The 14,445-nt window shown below is 39.0% G+C and carries 14 protein-coding genes; 2 read left to right on the top strand and 12 right to left on the bottom strand.

Features of this window, described 5'->3' with window-relative positions; all coding sequences use genetic code 11:
- Window positions 1–5: 5 nt before the first annotated feature.
- From STRINF_RS04195 to STRINF_RS04140, 12 genes are all read right to left on the bottom strand, one after another.
- Window positions 6–821 carry a YidC/Oxa1 family membrane protein insertase gene (locus STRINF_RS04195; protein ID WP_006531773.1) on the bottom strand — a complete coding sequence of 272 codons (816 nt, stop codon included), beginning with the start codon at window positions 819–821 and terminating at the stop codon, window positions 6–8.
- Complete coding sequence (gene rnpA / locus STRINF_RS04190; protein ID WP_006531772.1) at window positions 805–1,164, bottom strand: ribonuclease P protein component; 360 nt, start codon at window positions 1,162–1,164, stop codon at window positions 805–807. The genes STRINF_RS04195 and rnpA overlap by 17 nt, the downstream gene beginning before the upstream one ends.
- 140 nt (window positions 1,165–1,304) lie before the next feature.
- Window positions 1,305–2,699, bottom strand: a complete 1,395-nt coding sequence (argH, locus tag STRINF_RS04185) for an argininosuccinate lyase (RefSeq protein WP_006531771.1) — start codon at window positions 2,697–2,699, stop codon at window positions 1,305–1,307.
- Between the two features lie 348 nt (window positions 2,700–3,047).
- Window positions 3,048–4,238, bottom strand: a complete 1,191-nt coding sequence (locus STRINF_RS04180) for an argininosuccinate synthase (protein ID WP_006531770.1) — start codon at window positions 4,236–4,238, stop codon at window positions 3,048–3,050.
- Between the two features lie 220 nt (window positions 4,239–4,458).
- On the bottom strand, window positions 4,459–5,625 hold the full coding sequence (locus tag STRINF_RS04175) for a CynX/NimT family MFS transporter (protein WP_006531769.1): 1,167 nt from the start codon (window positions 5,623–5,625) through the stop codon (window positions 4,459–4,461).
- Between the two features lie 254 nt (window positions 5,626–5,879).
- Entirely contained in the window at window positions 5,880–7,337 is a 1,458-nt protein-coding gene (gene gltX, locus STRINF_RS04170; protein WP_006531768.1) for a glutamate--tRNA ligase, read from the bottom strand.
- Between the two features lie 122 nt (window positions 7,338–7,459).
- Window positions 7,460–7,957: an LURP-one-related/scramblase family protein gene (locus STRINF_RS04165; RefSeq protein WP_006531767.1), complete on the bottom strand. Its 498-nt coding sequence runs from the start codon at window positions 7,955–7,957 to the stop codon at window positions 7,460–7,462.
- Between the two features lie 38 nt (window positions 7,958–7,995).
- Entirely contained in the window at window positions 7,996–8,922 is a 927-nt protein-coding gene (locus tag STRINF_RS04160; RefSeq protein WP_006531766.1) for an aldo/keto reductase, read from the bottom strand.
- Window positions 8,923–8,949: 27 nt separating this feature from the next.
- Window positions 8,950–9,450 carry a beta-class carbonic anhydrase gene (locus STRINF_RS04155; protein ID WP_115283788.1) on the bottom strand — a complete coding sequence of 167 codons (501 nt, stop codon included), beginning with the start codon at window positions 9,448–9,450 and terminating at the stop codon, window positions 8,950–8,952.
- A 120-nt stretch (window positions 9,451–9,570) separates the two neighbouring features.
- Window positions 9,571–10,932 (bottom strand): DNA repair protein RadA, encoded by a 1,362-nt coding sequence (gene radA / locus STRINF_RS04150; RefSeq protein ID WP_043878333.1) that lies wholly within the window; start codon window positions 10,930–10,932, stop codon window positions 9,571–9,573.
- A gap of 35 nt (window positions 10,933–10,967) precedes the next feature.
- On the bottom strand, window positions 10,968–11,414 hold the full coding sequence (locus tag STRINF_RS04145) for a dUTP diphosphatase (RefSeq protein WP_006531763.1): 447 nt from the start codon (window positions 11,412–11,414) through the stop codon (window positions 10,968–10,970).
- A 26-nt stretch (window positions 11,415–11,440) separates the two neighbouring features.
- Window positions 11,441–12,208 (bottom strand): epoxyqueuosine reductase QueH, encoded by a 768-nt coding sequence (locus STRINF_RS04140; protein ID WP_043878332.1) that lies wholly within the window; start codon window positions 12,206–12,208, stop codon window positions 11,441–11,443.
- Window positions 12,209–12,408: 200 nt separating this feature from the next.
- On the opposite strand from STRINF_RS04140, the gene STRINF_RS04135 reads away from it, so the two are divergent.
- Both STRINF_RS04135 and galU read left to right on the top strand, forming a co-directional pair.
- On the top strand, window positions 12,409–13,425 hold the full coding sequence (locus STRINF_RS04135) for an NAD(P)H-dependent glycerol-3-phosphate dehydrogenase (RefSeq protein ID WP_006531761.1): 1,017 nt from the start codon (window positions 12,409–12,411) through the stop codon (window positions 13,423–13,425).
- Window positions 13,426–13,490: 65 nt separating this feature from the next.
- The gene (gene galU / locus STRINF_RS04130) at window positions 13,491–14,405 is read left to right on the top strand and encodes a UTP--glucose-1-phosphate uridylyltransferase GalU (RefSeq protein ID WP_039696218.1); all 915 of its coding nucleotides are present in this window, start codon (window positions 13,491–13,493) and stop codon (window positions 14,403–14,405) included.
- Window positions 14,406–14,445 lie beyond the last annotated feature (40 nt).

Genomic DNA, 14,445 nt, shown 5'->3' with positions numbered 1-14,445 from the left:
TCCTCTTACTTTCTTCTCTTTTGCGCTTTCTTTTTAGCACGACGAATCTTAGCCGCATGTTCTTTTTCAGCACGTTCCTTAGCTTCACGTTCTGCAATAATCTTAAATGGATTATTTAACAAAAGGATTTGGAACACTTGGAAGGCATTTGATACTGTCCAATAAAGCACAACCCCTGACGCCAAACGGAAACCAAAGAAGAAGATAATGATTGGCATCACGTAGGTCATAAGCGTCATCGCGAAATTTTTCTCACGCGCAGCCTTATTAGTCAACCAAGTTGAAAGGAATGTAAATAGAGCTGCCAAAACAGGCAAGATATAATATGGATCTGGTTGCGACAATTCAATCCACAAGAAAGTTCCTGTTTTCAAGAAAGCAACACGAGTCAATGCTTGGTACAAAGCCATCAAAATTGGCAATTGCACAACCAATGGAAGCATTGTTGCATATGGGTTAACACCATATTCTTTATAAAGTGCTTGGCTTTCTTCAGTCAATTTCATGCGGCTGTCTGTATCACGGCCAGGATATTTTTCTTGTAATTTTTTAAGCTCTGGCTGCAAATTTTGCATCTTTTGACCTGATTTGATTTGCATGTTGTAAAGCGGCATCATAATGGCACGAATGATGATAGTAAAGAGAACAATCCCCACACCAATACGACCATTAATTGAAAGCCATTGAATAGCTTTGGCAAAGAAATAAACAATTTGTTCCCAACCATTAGTTGATGAAGCGGTTACTTCGCTGCGCCCACAAGCAGCCAAAAGCATTAAAGTAAGACTACTTAATCCTAATAATTTAATCTTTCTTTTCACTATTGAGACCTTCCTGATATAAATTAGCAAGTTTTAACACATGCAATAAATTTTTCTTCACTTCATGGTAATCAAGTTCCTCGACACCTTTACGCGCAATGATGACAAAGTCCTGATTAAGCAAATTTGGTGATAATTCCATGATAACGTGACGAATTTTTCGCTTAATGCTATTGCGAGTAACAGCATTACCAAGTTTTTTGCTTACAGAAAGCCCTACACGATAGTGGCTCTGATTTTTTTCTAAATGATAAAGGACAAATTTTCGGTTAGCAACACTTGTACCTTTGCTAAAAATCGCCTGAAAATCTTTGTCACTTTTGACACGATAGGTTTTCTTCAACGTACGACTCCATTCTAAATTATTTTTATTATACCATAAAATTCAAAAAAGCCCTAACCTCTAAGGAGTTTGGGCTCATTATCTTCAAAATATTTTTATTGGAAAATACGCTTAAAAATCTTGAATAGCCTAAGTGTCTATTAATCTAAGTTTTGCAAGTCTTCATTGGCTAAAGCGATTTGCCATTTCACTTGGTCAAAACCAGTTCCGCCAAGAGAGTGACGACGTTCAACCGCCGTATGCGATTTGAGAGTTTCATAGATATCTTCCTCAATCAAATCAGAAATTTCTTGATAACGTTCAAATGGCACATCTTGCAAATAATAACCAGCTTTCGTGCATTCGAGGACTAATTTACCTACAATTTCGTGAGCCTGACGGAAAGGAAGCCCCTTGCTAGCAAGATAGTCAGCCAATTCAGTCGCATTTGAAAAGTCTTTTTCAGTTGATTCAGCCATGTGTGCTTTATTAACAGTCATTGTTTTGAGCATACCAGCTAAAATATCGATAGCTACCGTGATGGTTTCAACAGTGTCAAACATGCCTTCTTTATCTTCTTGTAAATCTTTATTGTAAGCCAAAGGTAAAGATTTCATGACTGTCAAAAGGCCAAATAAGTTACCGTAAACACGACCAGATTTTCCACGAATTAACTCAGCCATATCTGGATTTTTCTTCTGTGGCATGATTGATGATCCTGTTGAGAAGGTATCAGAAAGTGTCACAAACTTAAATTCATTTGAGCACCAGCTAATGATTTCTTCACAAATACGGCTCATGTGCATCATCAAAATAGAACTGTTTGACAAAAATTCCAAGATAAAATCACGGTCAGACACAGCATCAAGAGAGTTGCTGTATGGTTTAGCAAAGCCCATGAGCTGTGCTGTCATTTCACGGTCAATCGGGAAAGTTGTCCCAGCAAGGGCAGCCGCACCAAGCGGTGACATATCCGCATGCTTGATATTAAATTCAAAACGTTCACTATCACGCGTAAACATGTTATAGTAAGCCATCAAGTGATGTCCAAATGAAATTGGCTGTGCGTGTTGCAAATGCGTGTAACCTGGCATGATGGTATAAACATGCTCATCAGCCAAATCCACTAAAGTTTTACGCAAGTTCGCAAGTTTAGCGATAACTTCGTCAAGCTTGGCTTTCAAATACAAGTGCATATCTGTTGCCACTTGGTCATTACGTGAACGCGCTGTGTGCAATTTCCCAGCAACAGGACCGATTTTAGCGGTCAAAAGACTTTCCATATTCATATGAATGTCTTCGTTTGACACGTCAAATTCGATTTTGCCATCTTTGTATTCAGCCAGCAATTCTTCAAGACCAGCTTTGATTTGATTGGCTTCATCTTTTGTGATAATACCTGTTTCACCAAGCATGGTCACATGTGCAATTGAGCCTTTCAAGTCAAACTCTGCCATTTTTTGGTCAAAAGAAATGGATGCTCCAAATTCTTCAACCCATTTTTCAAGACCAGCTTCAAAACGCCCGCCCCATAATTTATGATTTTCTGTTGTCATAACACTGATACAATGAACCACCAGAGCTGGCGTTCAAAGCCTTTCTCTTTTCTTATTTCAATTAACAAATAAGTCCTAGGAGCTACCAAGGACTTATGATGTGATGCCTCACGGGGCGAATTCTTAAATGATTCTCACAGGATATCATTATTTAAGCTCGATGCCACTCTCTGTTGACATTAACGAGGGTTTGGTAAGTTATAAGAAAAGAGTCTCAGATGGGGCTCCCTGTCCCCTTCTATCTGAAATTTTCTTTTCTTTTTTTACTTTTATTGTTTATTTGGCTGTGACTCGTTCACGCTCATGTTTTTCTTTTCTTTTTCATAATCAACTGCTTAAGCAGATGATTTATTTGTTGTTAACTTGTGAGTTAACTTGAGTTGGTAGTCCCCAAAGTTTGATGAAGCCTACAGCTGCATCTTGGTCGAAGCTATCAGCTGATGTATATGTTGCCAAGTTTTCATCGTAAAGTGAATTTGGTGATTTACGAGCAACAACTTTTGCTGAACCTTTGTACAATTTAACTTTTGCAGTACCATTAACCACTTTTTGTGTTTCTTTAATGTAAGCAATAATTGCTTTTGTTGCTGGGCTGAACCACAAAGCATTGTAGATAAGGTTTGACAATTCATTTTCAAGAATTGGTTTGAAGTGAGATACTTCACGTACCAATGTGATGTCTTCGATTTCTTTGTGAGCTGTCAAAAGTGTGATTGCACCTGGGCATTCGTAAATTTCACGTGATTTGATACCCACCAAACGGTTTTCAACGTGGTCGATACGTCCAACACCGTGTTTACCTGCGATAGCATTGACTTCTTGGATAAGGTCAGCTAGTTTCATTTCTTTGCCGTTAAGAGCAACTGGTTTACCTTCCTTGAATTCGATGTCGATGAATTCTGGTGTATCAGGAGCTTCTTCTGGAGAATTTGTGATACCAAAAGCATCTTCTGGAGCTTGGTTCCATGGATTTTCAAGAACACCACATTCATTTGCACGACCCCAAAGGTTTTGGTCAACTGAATATGGGTTGTCTAGGTCAGCTGGAACTGGCACACCGTTTGCTTTAGCGTATTCGATTTCTTCTTCACGAGACCATTTCCATTCACGAACTGGAGCGATAACTTTCAATTCTGGGTCAAGCGCAGCAATTGCCACTTCAAAACGAACTTGGTCATTCCCTTTACCAGTACAACCGTGAGCGATTGTTGTCGCACCTGTTTTATGAGCAATTTCAACTAATTTTTTAGAAATGACTGGACGGCTAAGCGCTGATACCAATGGGTATTTTTGCTCGTAGTAAGCGTGAGCTTGAAGTGCTGGAAGCACATACTCTTCAGCGAATTCATCCTTAACATCAAGGACGTAAGATTCAACTGCACCAACTTTAAGAGCTTTATCATGAATAAAATCAAGGTCTTTACCTTCGCCGACGTCCATACAAACAGCAAGGACATCATAATCTTTCATAAGCCAAGTAATGGCAACTGAAGTATCAAGACCACCAGAATATGCAAGGATAACTTTTTCTTTTGACATAGGACTACTCTCTTTTCTTATTTTGTGTTTTTATCAACTTTATGCGTATAATTATACACACACCTTTCACCCCTGTCAACAATTTTTTGAATTATTTTTTACAAAAAAAGTCACTTTTTTATGATTTTATAACAAATATACAGTATATATACAAAAAACTCCGCACTTTTTATAAAAAAAGCTCCCTAGCCAAATCTAGGGAACTAATGTTTTTCATCTATTATTGAATTTTTTCAAAGCGTTCTGTGTAGAACAAAGCTGCTGTCATCACAATTGTACAGATGAACAAGCAAAGTGCCGCTACTGTCCATGAACCAAAGAGGTTAAAACTAAAACCAAAAAGTGTTGGTCCAAAGGCTGCTAGGAAGTAACCACCTGATTGCACCATACCAGACAATTGTGCTGTTTGACTTGGTGTGTGTGATTTCATTGAGAATGTCACAAGCAAGTATGGGAACAAAGCACTAACAGCAATACCGATTAAAATATTAACTGTCAACCAATAAGCAAAGCTGCTTGTTTGGAATAAAAGCATACCTGTTCCTACAATTGCACAAGCTGACACAATCGCAAGCATAATTTTACGATTTTTACTTGAAAGATTTGTTGTCAAAGTTGGGATTGTCAATGAAAACGGCAAGCTAATCAATGAATAAATTGAAGCTAAGATACCTGCTACTTCGCTTGAAAGACCAGCTTGGCTAGCCATTGTTGGCAACCATGTCATTCCTGTGTAGAAAAGAAGAGATTGCAAACCACCAAAGACAAGAAGCGCGATAGCGGCTTTATTTTTCCAAAGTGATGTTGAACGTTTTTCTTCATCCTTTTCAGTCACATGATTGTGGAACGTATTTGGAAACCAAACTGCCAAAGCTACCAAAATCAAGAAACTAAGAATCAGAATCAACCCTTTCCAAGATGTTGCTTTAACGATTGGAACAGCAACTGATGTGGCAACTGATGAAGAAAGCCCCATAGCTGTTGTATAAATCGTTGTCAACAATCCGATACGGAATGGTTGGTTTGCCAAAATGATACTTGGGAACAAAACGTTCATCATGGCAATGCTGATTCCGATAATCATTGTACCGATGTAAAGACTTGGAAGGTTAAGCACGCGCATGCTTGAACCGATAAACATGGCAATCAGAACCATGGTGAATAATTTTTCAAGTCCAAATTTATCCGCTAAACGTGGTGCCAAAGATGAACAAAAGGCAAACATAATCAACGGAATACTTGTCAAAACACCCAAAGAATTGACTGAAACTCCTAAACCATCCGCAACATAGCTAAGGACAGTCGGAATTGTCGTAAATGGGATACGCATAACAGCGCCCACAAGAATAATTCCTGGGACGAAAAAGATAGAATAGTCTTTTTTCATGTAACTCCTCTTAACTTATAAATAACAAAATTTTAAAGCCTATTATAACAAGAAGTAAATGACTTTAGAATAGGTAGCTGCAAAGAAAACGTTTTTCACAAGCAATTAAAATCTTTCTAAAAATTCATAATTTTAGATAAAAATACAACTTAATACATTTGCTTGATTTACTCTAAAATAACAGCGTCTTTTTCTGACACACCGTCTAAAGGAAAATATACAAAGCCTGAGAATACCTCAGACTTTTTTAGCTATTATTTCAGGTTTTTAAGCATGTTATCAATGTGTTCAATTGATTTTTCACGACCAAGAAGGTAGATAGTATCTGGAAGTTCTGGACCGTGCATTTCACCTGAAACGGCGATACGAATTGGCATGAAGAGGTTTTTACCTTTGATGCCAGTTTCTTTTTGAACAGCTTTGATTTGTGGGAAGATGTTTTCTGATTTGAAATCTTCGTCACTCATAGCTTCAAGTTTTGCTTTGAAGGCTTCAAGAACTGTTGGAACTGTTTCACCAGCCATGAATTCTTTTTCAGCATCTGTCAATTCTGGGAAATCTTCAAAGAACAAATCAGTCAATGGAATGATTTCATCAACAGATTTCATTTGTGGTTTGTAAAGTTCAACCAATTTTTCAGCTTTGTCAGTCAAACGACCAGCTTCTTCCAAGAATGGTTTAGCCATTGCAAAGACTGTATCGAAATCTGCATTCTTGATGTATTCGTTGCTCATCCAGTCCATTTTCTTTTGGTCAAATGCAGCTGGAGATTTACTCAAACGGTGTTCATCAAAGAGTTTAATCAATTCTTCACGTGAGAAGATTTCATCTTCACCACCAGGGTTCCAACCAAGAAGAGCGATAAAGTTGAATACTGCTTCTGGCATGTAACCTTTTTTACGGTAATCTTCGATGAATTGAAGTGTGTTAGTGTCACGTTTTGACAATTTTTTACCAGTTTCAGAGTTGATAATCAATGTCATGTGACCGAATTCTGGTGCTTCCCAACCAAGTGCTTCGTAAACCATCAATTGTTTTGGTGTGTTTGCGATGTGGTCATCTCCACGGATAACGTGAGAGATTTCCATCAAGTGGTCATCGATAACAACGGCAAAGTTGTATGTTGGGTAACCATCTTTTTTCTGGATAACCCAGTCACCACCGACGTTTCCACCTTCAAATTCGATGTCGCCTTTAACGATATCATGCCATTTGTAGATACCTGATTCGTTAACGGCCAAACGTACAGTAGGGATGATTCCTTTTGCTTCACGTTCTGCGATATAAGCAGCTTTTTCTTCTTCAGACATACCAAGGAATTCGTTGATGTAACGAGGTGTTTCACCAGCAGCTTCTTGGCGTTCACGTTCTGCAGCTAGTTCTTCTTCAGTAACGTATGATTTATAAGCTTTACCTTCAGCTAGCAATTGGTCGATGTATTTTTGGTAGATGTCCAAACGTTCTGATTGGCGATATTTTTCGTGAGTTTGTGGGCTTTCGTCCCAATCCATTCCCAACCATTTAAGGTTTTCCAATTGTGAACGTTCACCGTCTTCGACATGACGTTTACGGTCAGTATCTTCGATACGGATTACAAAATCACCACCGTGGTGACGAGCGTAAAGATAATTAAAGAGCGCTGTACGCGCATTTCCGATGTGTAAAAGTCCTGTTGGACTTGGTGCATAACGCACGCGAATTTTCTTAGGCATTTTCGTCTCCTGTTAAAATTTCAATTGCTTCTATTATAGCACAATCTTGAGTCTTGGAACAAAAAATTCAGCTGAAATCAGCTGAATTCCTTCCTATATCCAAGATTTAGAACAATTGAACTTTAACTTGATGCTGAACTAGCTGCACTTGACTCTTTTTCCTTGATATAATCAATAGCAATAACCAAAGAAATGACAAGGTCAGACAAAGAATCATCAGCAATTTCCACTCGATAAGTTGAAGGAAATTTAAACCATTCTTGATGAATCTTAGCCACCTCACGTCCTTGGTTAAGAAGGCTAAATGTCATATTCCAAATATCCCCAGCTACTTCTAAACCAAAATCAGAAATATCATACTTAGCTTTCAACAGTGAAAAACGTTTTTGAATCGTGATTTCCTTACCATCCGCAAAAGTCACCATAAATTTCTGGAAAGGAAAACTAAACTGCTGCTTAATATGACTGACAGTCTTTCTTTGTCCATCAAAAATAGTAAATTCCTTAAATAGTTTCAGAAAAGAACCTTGAACCTGATAAGCCAAACGGCCATCCTCATCAAAGATGTCAAACTTGCCAGCTAGCGACCAGAATTTTTGGCTGATTTCAAATTTTCGCATAAAATTCTCCCAATTTACTCAAAACCCTAAAGGCATTTTTATGGCAAATCATTGCCCGCAGCCAAGTAGATTTCATACCATTCTTTTCGCGTTAACTGGATTTCTGCCGCCTTAGCTGCTTCAACAACACGAGCTTTTTTGGTTGTTCCAATCACAGCTTGCATTTTTGCTGGATATCGCAACACCCAAGCAATAGCAACCGCTGACGGGCTGACATGATATTTTTCAGCCAAACGGTTTAAAACGTGATTTAACTCAGGGTATTTCTCAGAACCCAAGAAAACACCGCCAAAATAATCAAACTGAAGTACTGACCAAGCTTGAATCACCACATCATGCAAGCGACAATATTCAAAAATACTGCTGTCGCGAACAATCCCAGCCTCTTGTTTCATATTGACATGAAAACCAGCGTCAAAACTAGGGGTAAAGGCTGCACTCAGTTGCAATTGATTAGCCACCAAAGGTTGGTTAACATCTTTTTGAATCAATGCCATCATCATCGGATTTTGATTTGAGACACCAAAATCGATAACTTTTCCCTGTGACTTCAACAAATCAAAAGCTTCCGCAATTTCTGCAGGCTCCATAAGTGCATCTGGACGATGAAGTAACAAAGAATCAATGTAATCAACATTAAGACGCTCTAAAATGCCATCCACAGCTTCTAAAATATGCTCTTTTGAAAAATCAAAATAAGTAAATTCTTCCATGCGGATACCACATTTTGATTGAATCCACATCTTCTCACGCAAGTCAGGACGACGTTTCAACACCTCTCCTAAAATGTGTTCACATTTTCCATGACCATAACAATCAGCAATATCAAAGGCATTAATTCCAACCGCCAGAGCAGACTCAATCAAGTCTTCAACTTGATCAACCGTCATTTCTAAAATGCGCATTAATCCCAAAACAACTTCTGAAACTTCCTTTTGGCGCTCGCCAAATTTGATATATCTCATTTTCTATCCTTTTTCAAAATCAAACACCTAGAGTGTTACTTCACTGATGCGACCAGTATTCACATCATAAACAGCACCAGAAATCACAATATCATCAGGAATCAACGGCGACTCGCGTAGCTTTCTAACATCCTCACGGACACTTTCTTCAACATCAGAAAATGGCAGAAAATCTTTTCCATGAACTGACACACCCAAATCACGCTCTAACTGCGCTGCAAAAGCTTCATTTGTAAAACTTTGTGCCCCACAATCTGTGTGATGAAGAACTACAATTTCACGTGTCCCCAATTGTTGCTGAGAAATCACCAAAGAACGGATAATATCATCAGTCACACGACCGCCAGCATTTCGCAAAATATGAGCATCACCAAGCGCTAACCCCAAAGCCTGTGCCACATGTAAACGAGAATCCATACAAGTCACAATAGCAACATGCGTTTTGGGCTTCTGTGGCAAATGCTCTGTACCATGTAAATCAGCATAAGCTTGGTTAGTTTTCAAAAAATTTTCAAAATAAGACATCAAAAGTCCTCCTTGACTACTTGTCTAATAAAGTTTTTCTTATATTATCATTTTTCATACCTCTTGTCGCCTAAAATGACTTTAAATGAGGAAATAAAAAAAGCGGAAATACTCTCCCACTTTTTACGCAAAAACTTTTTTGAGGACTTCGCCCACAGTTGTCACACCAATGACTTGAATATTGTCTGGAATATCAATACCTGACAGTGAGTTTTTAGGAGCATAAACTTTGGTAAAACCAAGTTTTGCCGCTTCGTTGATACGTTGCTCAATACGTGTCACACGACGAATTTCACCTGTCAAACCAATTTCACCGATGAAGGCTTCCTGTGGATTTGTTGGCTTTTCTTTATAGCTTGACGCAATCGCTACCGCAACTGCTAAGTCAATGGCTGGTTCATCAAGTTTCACCCCACCAGCTGACTTGAGATAAGCATCTTGATTTTGCAACAAAAGCCCACAACGTTTTTCAAGCACCGCCATAATCAAACTAACACGGTTGAAATCAAGACCTGTTGTTGTACGTTTGGCATTTCCAAAGACCGTTGGTGTTACCAAAGCTTGGACTTCCGCTAAAATCGGACGACTTCCTTCCATAGTAACCACGATAGCTGAGCCAGTTGCACCGTCCAAACGTTCTTCTAAGAAAACTTGGCTTGGATTGAGCACCTCGACAAGCCCGCCAGATTGCATTTCAAAAATGCCAATTTCATTTGTCGAACCAAAACGATTTTTCACAGCACGTAAAATACGGAAGGTGTGATGACGTTCCCCTTCAAAATAAAGCACCGTATCCACCATATGCTCAAGCATGCGCGGTCCTGCAAGCTGCCCTTCCTTAGTCACGTGACCAACGATAAAGGTTGCAATATTATTTGTCTTAGCCAGTTGCATCAACTCTGCAGTCACTTCACGTACTTGTGATACCGACCCTTGAACCCCAGAAATATCAGGGCTCATAATTGTCTGAATCGAGTCAATAATCAAGAAATCAGGCTGAATTTGCTCAATCTGTGTGCGAATGGCTTGCATATTTGTCTCAGCATAAAGGTAAAATTCATTATCAATGTCGCCGAGACGCTCACTACGTAGTTTAATCTGCTCTGCTGATTCTTCCCCAGAAACGTAAAGAACCGTTCCCTTGTCAGCAAGCTGAATCGATACTTGCAAAAGCAGGGTTGATTTTCCGATACCTGGGTCACCACCGATAAGCACCAAACTGCCTGGCACCACACCGCCACCAAGCACACGGTTAAATTCATCCATGTCTGTCTTCGTGCGTGAGTAGTTAATCGAGCTCACATCTTTTAACTTAGTTGGTTTGCTCTTTTCACCTGTCAAGCTGACACGCGCATTTTTAACCTCTTGCACCTCAACTTCTTCGACAAATGATGTCCACGATGAACAGTTTGGGCAACGCCCTAAATACTTAGGAGAATGATAGCCACACTCCTGACAAATAAACGTTGTTTTCTTCTTAGCGATAGCTCATTACCTCCCTTATATTTTTACTCTAAACCTTATTTTCCTGTTGACCCAAAGCCACCAGTACGCACACCAGCTGCTTCGTCACCATCAGCAACCAAGAAAGGCATGAAAACACCTTGGACAATGCGTTCGCCAGCTTCAACCACAACTGTTTCATCTGTAATATTTTTCATTTGCGCAAAGATGTGACCTTCATTGGCTGGATTGCCATAGTAGTCACCATCGATAACACCAACTGAATTAATCAAAACCAAACCTTTTTTACGTGGATTTGATGAACGGTCAAAGAGATAAAGCACTTCGCCAGCTTGCATGTAAGCTTTGACACCAGTTGGCACCAATTTGATTTCCCCAGGTGCGATTTCTGTCGTTTCCGCTGCTTTCAAATCATAACCAGCCGCATGCGCTGTTTCGCGTTTTGGTAGCAATGCTTCATCTGTGAATTGTGAAACCAATTCAAACCCTCTAATTTTACTCATGTTATCTCCTTAATTACTTATTCGTATTAAATTTCTTTTCCTTCAAATGTAAATCGAATGTGTGGGAATTCTTTTTCGCCGTCTTTTCCTATCATGAATTCCTTAGCTTCTTTTTTGATTTGATTTAAATCAACGCCTTGGATTTTTGCTGCAAAGACACAGCCACAATAACATTGACGGTAGATATCATATTCTTCACACATTTCAACTGAACGGCGGTAGCCATTGTTTTTCTTGAAATCACTTGGCAAATATTTAGTCGCATAAACTTTTTGGACTTCAATACCAACACTGTTGATGACTTGAGAATTTTTGTGTGGACTGATTGTTAGTGCACTGGCAAAGTAATCATATCCAAGCTCAACTGCCATTTTAGCAGCTTTATCCAAGCGATAATCAAAACAAGCCGTACAACGTTCGCCACCTTCAGGTTCGTCTTCTAAGCCATGAACCTTTTGAAAATATTCAGATGGGTCATAAGGTGCTTCGATGAAATCAACCTTATTTCCTGCTTTTTCATTAAATTCTGAGATAAATTTTTGCACCACATAAGCACGGCGAAGATACTCATCCTTTGGATGAATATTAGAATTCGCAAAATAAACCGTCACATCAGCGTATTGCGTCAAATATTCTAATGTATAAGTTGAACACGGCGCACAGCAAACGTGAACAAGAATTTTAGGTCTTACTTCTTCTTGCGCCCAACGTTTAGCCATTTGTTGCATGACACGGTCATAGTTGATTTTTTGATTGGGATTCATTCGTGATAAAATCTCTTCTAAATCAATCACAAAAATAGTCTTCCTTTCCAGTACTGATGAGGTCACCCCATTATACCATAAGTTATTTTTCAAAAAAATGACAAAGATTTCTAATTAAAATAGAGCAAAAAAATGACAATTATCACGTGTTTTTTATAAACAAAGACAAACATAGCCGTCTTATGATATAATGGAGATTGTAATCTTGCTCGTTTAAGAGAGGAGTAAAAATGACAAGACAAAAAGTTGCTGTCTTAGGGCCTGGTTCTTGGGGAACCGCTCTTGCACAAGTATTAAACGACAATGGACATGAAGTTTGTCTATGGGGAAATATCCCAGAACAAATCGAAGAATTAAATACGAAACATACTAACACTCGCTATTTCAAAGACATCACAATCTCTGAAGATATCAAAGCGACACTTGACTTGAAAGAAGCACTTACAGACGTTGATGCTATCTTATTTGTTGTCCCAACAAAAGTAACACGTTTAGTTGCAAAACAAGTCGCTGAAACACTTGATCACAAAGCTGTTATCATGCACGCTTCTAAAGGTCTTGAACCTGGAACACACGAACGTCTTTCAACAATTCTTGAGGAAGAAATTCCTGCCAAATTGCGCTCTGAAATCGTCGTTGTCTCTGGACCAAGCCATGCTGAAGAAACAATTGTTCGAGACATTACCTTGATCACTGCCGCTTCTAAAGATCACGAAGCTGCTAAATACGTTCAAAAACTCTTTAGCAACAATTACTTCCGCCTTTACACTAATACTGATGTTATTGGTGTGGAAACAGCTGGTGCACTTAAAAACATCATAGCTGTTGGTGCCGGTGCACTTCACGGTCTTGGTTTCGGTGACAATGCTAAAGCAGCCGTTATCACACGTGGACTTGCTGAAATCACACGTCTCGGGGTTAAATTGGGAGCTAACCCACTTACTTACAGTGGTCTTTCTGGTGTTGGTGACCTTATCGTAACAGGAACATCTGTTCACTCTCGTAACTGGCGAGCTGGTGATGCTCTTGGGCGCGGTGAAAAACTCGAAGACATCGAGAAAAATATGGGAATGGTTATCGAAGGGATTTCAACAACTAAAGTTGCCTATGAGTTAGCTAAAGAATTGGATGTCTACATGCCAATCACAACTGCTATCTACAAAGTCATCTACGAAGGTGCTGATGTTCGTGATAGCATTCTTGGCATGATGTCAAATGACTTCCGTTCAGAAAACGAATGGCACTAAAATTAGAACTATAGTATAATTTAATTCAGCATAGTTTATTTATGAAAAGGAGTTCTCGTATGAATATGAGAAAAGTTAGAAAAGCCGTTATTCCCGCAGCTGGTCTTGGAACTCGTTTTTTGCCAGCTACAAAAGCACTCGCTAAAGAGATGCTTCCAATTGTTGATAAACCAACCATCCAATTTATCGTCGAAGAAGCCTTAAAATCAGGTATTGAAGATATCTTGGTTGTTACTGGTAAATCAAAACGTTCTATCGAAGACCACTTTGACTCAAACTTCGAATTAGAATACAATTTGGAACACAAAGGGAAAACTGATCTTCTTAAACTCGTTAATGACACTACAGCCATTAATCTTCACTTCATCCGTCAAAGTCACCCTCGTGGACTTGGTGATGCTGTCCTTCAAGCTAAAGCTTTTGTAGGCAACGAACCATTCGTCGTTATGCTGGGTGATGACCTTATGGATATCAACAACGATAAAGCTGTACCACTTACAAAACAATTGATTAACGACTACGAAAACACACATGCATCAACAATTGCTGTTATGCCTGTGCCACACGAAGAAGTTTCATCTTACGGCGTTATCGCACCTCAAGGCGAAGGAAAAGACGGTCTTTACAGTGTTGAAACATTTGTTGAAAAACCAGCACCTGAAGATGCACCTAGTGATCTTGCTATCATCGGTCGCTATCTTCTTACTCCAGAAATCTTCAATATTCTTGAAACACAAAAACCTGGAGCTGGTAATGAAATCCAATTGACAGATGCTATCGACACTTTGAACAAAACACAACGTGTTTTTGCACGTCAATTTAACGGTGATCGCTATGATGTCGGTGATAAATTCGGCTTCATGAAAACTTCTATTGACTATGCGCTTCAACACCCACAAATCAAAGATAACATGAAACAATATCTTATCGATTTGGGTAAAAAATTGGAAGCTGAATCAACTAAAAAAGAATCTAAATAATATGCTATAACATAAAAAAGTTCCTCTAGACTTTGTCTAG

Origin of the sequence: Streptococcus infantarius subsp. infantarius ATCC BAA-102, assembly GCF_000154985.1 — a bacterium.
GTDB classification, from domain to species: Bacteria; Bacillota; Bacilli; order Lactobacillales; family Streptococcaceae; genus Streptococcus; species Streptococcus infantarius.
Note: the sequence above shows the minus strand (reverse complement) of the source record. Positions and strands in the feature narration are given on the sequence as shown.

Excerpts from the sequence above, each read along its gene's own strand:
- STRINF_RS04165 (WP_006531767.1), bottom strand. The coding sequence starts at position 7,957 with ATGCGAAAATTTGAAATCAGCCAAAAATTCTGGTCGCTAGCTGGCAAG.
- STRINF_RS04175 (WP_006531769.1), bottom strand. The coding sequence starts at position 5,625 with ATGAAAAAAGACTATTCTATCTTTTTCGTCCCAGGAATTATTCTTGTG.
- STRINF_RS04145 (WP_006531763.1), bottom strand. The coding sequence starts at position 11,414 with ATGAGTAAAATTAGAGGGTTTGAATTGGTTTCACAATTCACAGATGAA.
- STRINF_RS04135 (WP_006531761.1), top strand. The coding sequence starts at position 12,409 with ATGACAAGACAAAAAGTTGCTGTCTTAGGGCCTGGTTCTTGGGGAACC.
- argH (WP_006531771.1), bottom strand. The coding sequence starts at position 2,699 with ATGACAACAGAAAATCATAAATTATGGGGCGGGCGTTTTGAAGCTGGT.
- STRINF_RS04160 (WP_006531766.1), bottom strand. The coding sequence starts at position 8,922 with ATGAGATATATCAAATTTGGCGAGCGCCAAAAGGAAGTTTCAGAAGTT.
- gltX (WP_006531768.1), bottom strand. The coding sequence starts at position 7,337 with ATGCCTAAGAAAATTCGCGTGCGTTATGCACCAAGTCCAACAGGACTT.
- STRINF_RS04180 (WP_006531770.1), bottom strand. The coding sequence starts at position 4,238 with ATGTCAAAAGAAAAAGTTATCCTTGCATATTCTGGTGGTCTTGATACT.
- galU (WP_039696218.1), top strand. The coding sequence starts at position 13,491 with ATGAGAAAAGTTAGAAAAGCCGTTATTCCCGCAGCTGGTCTTGGAACT.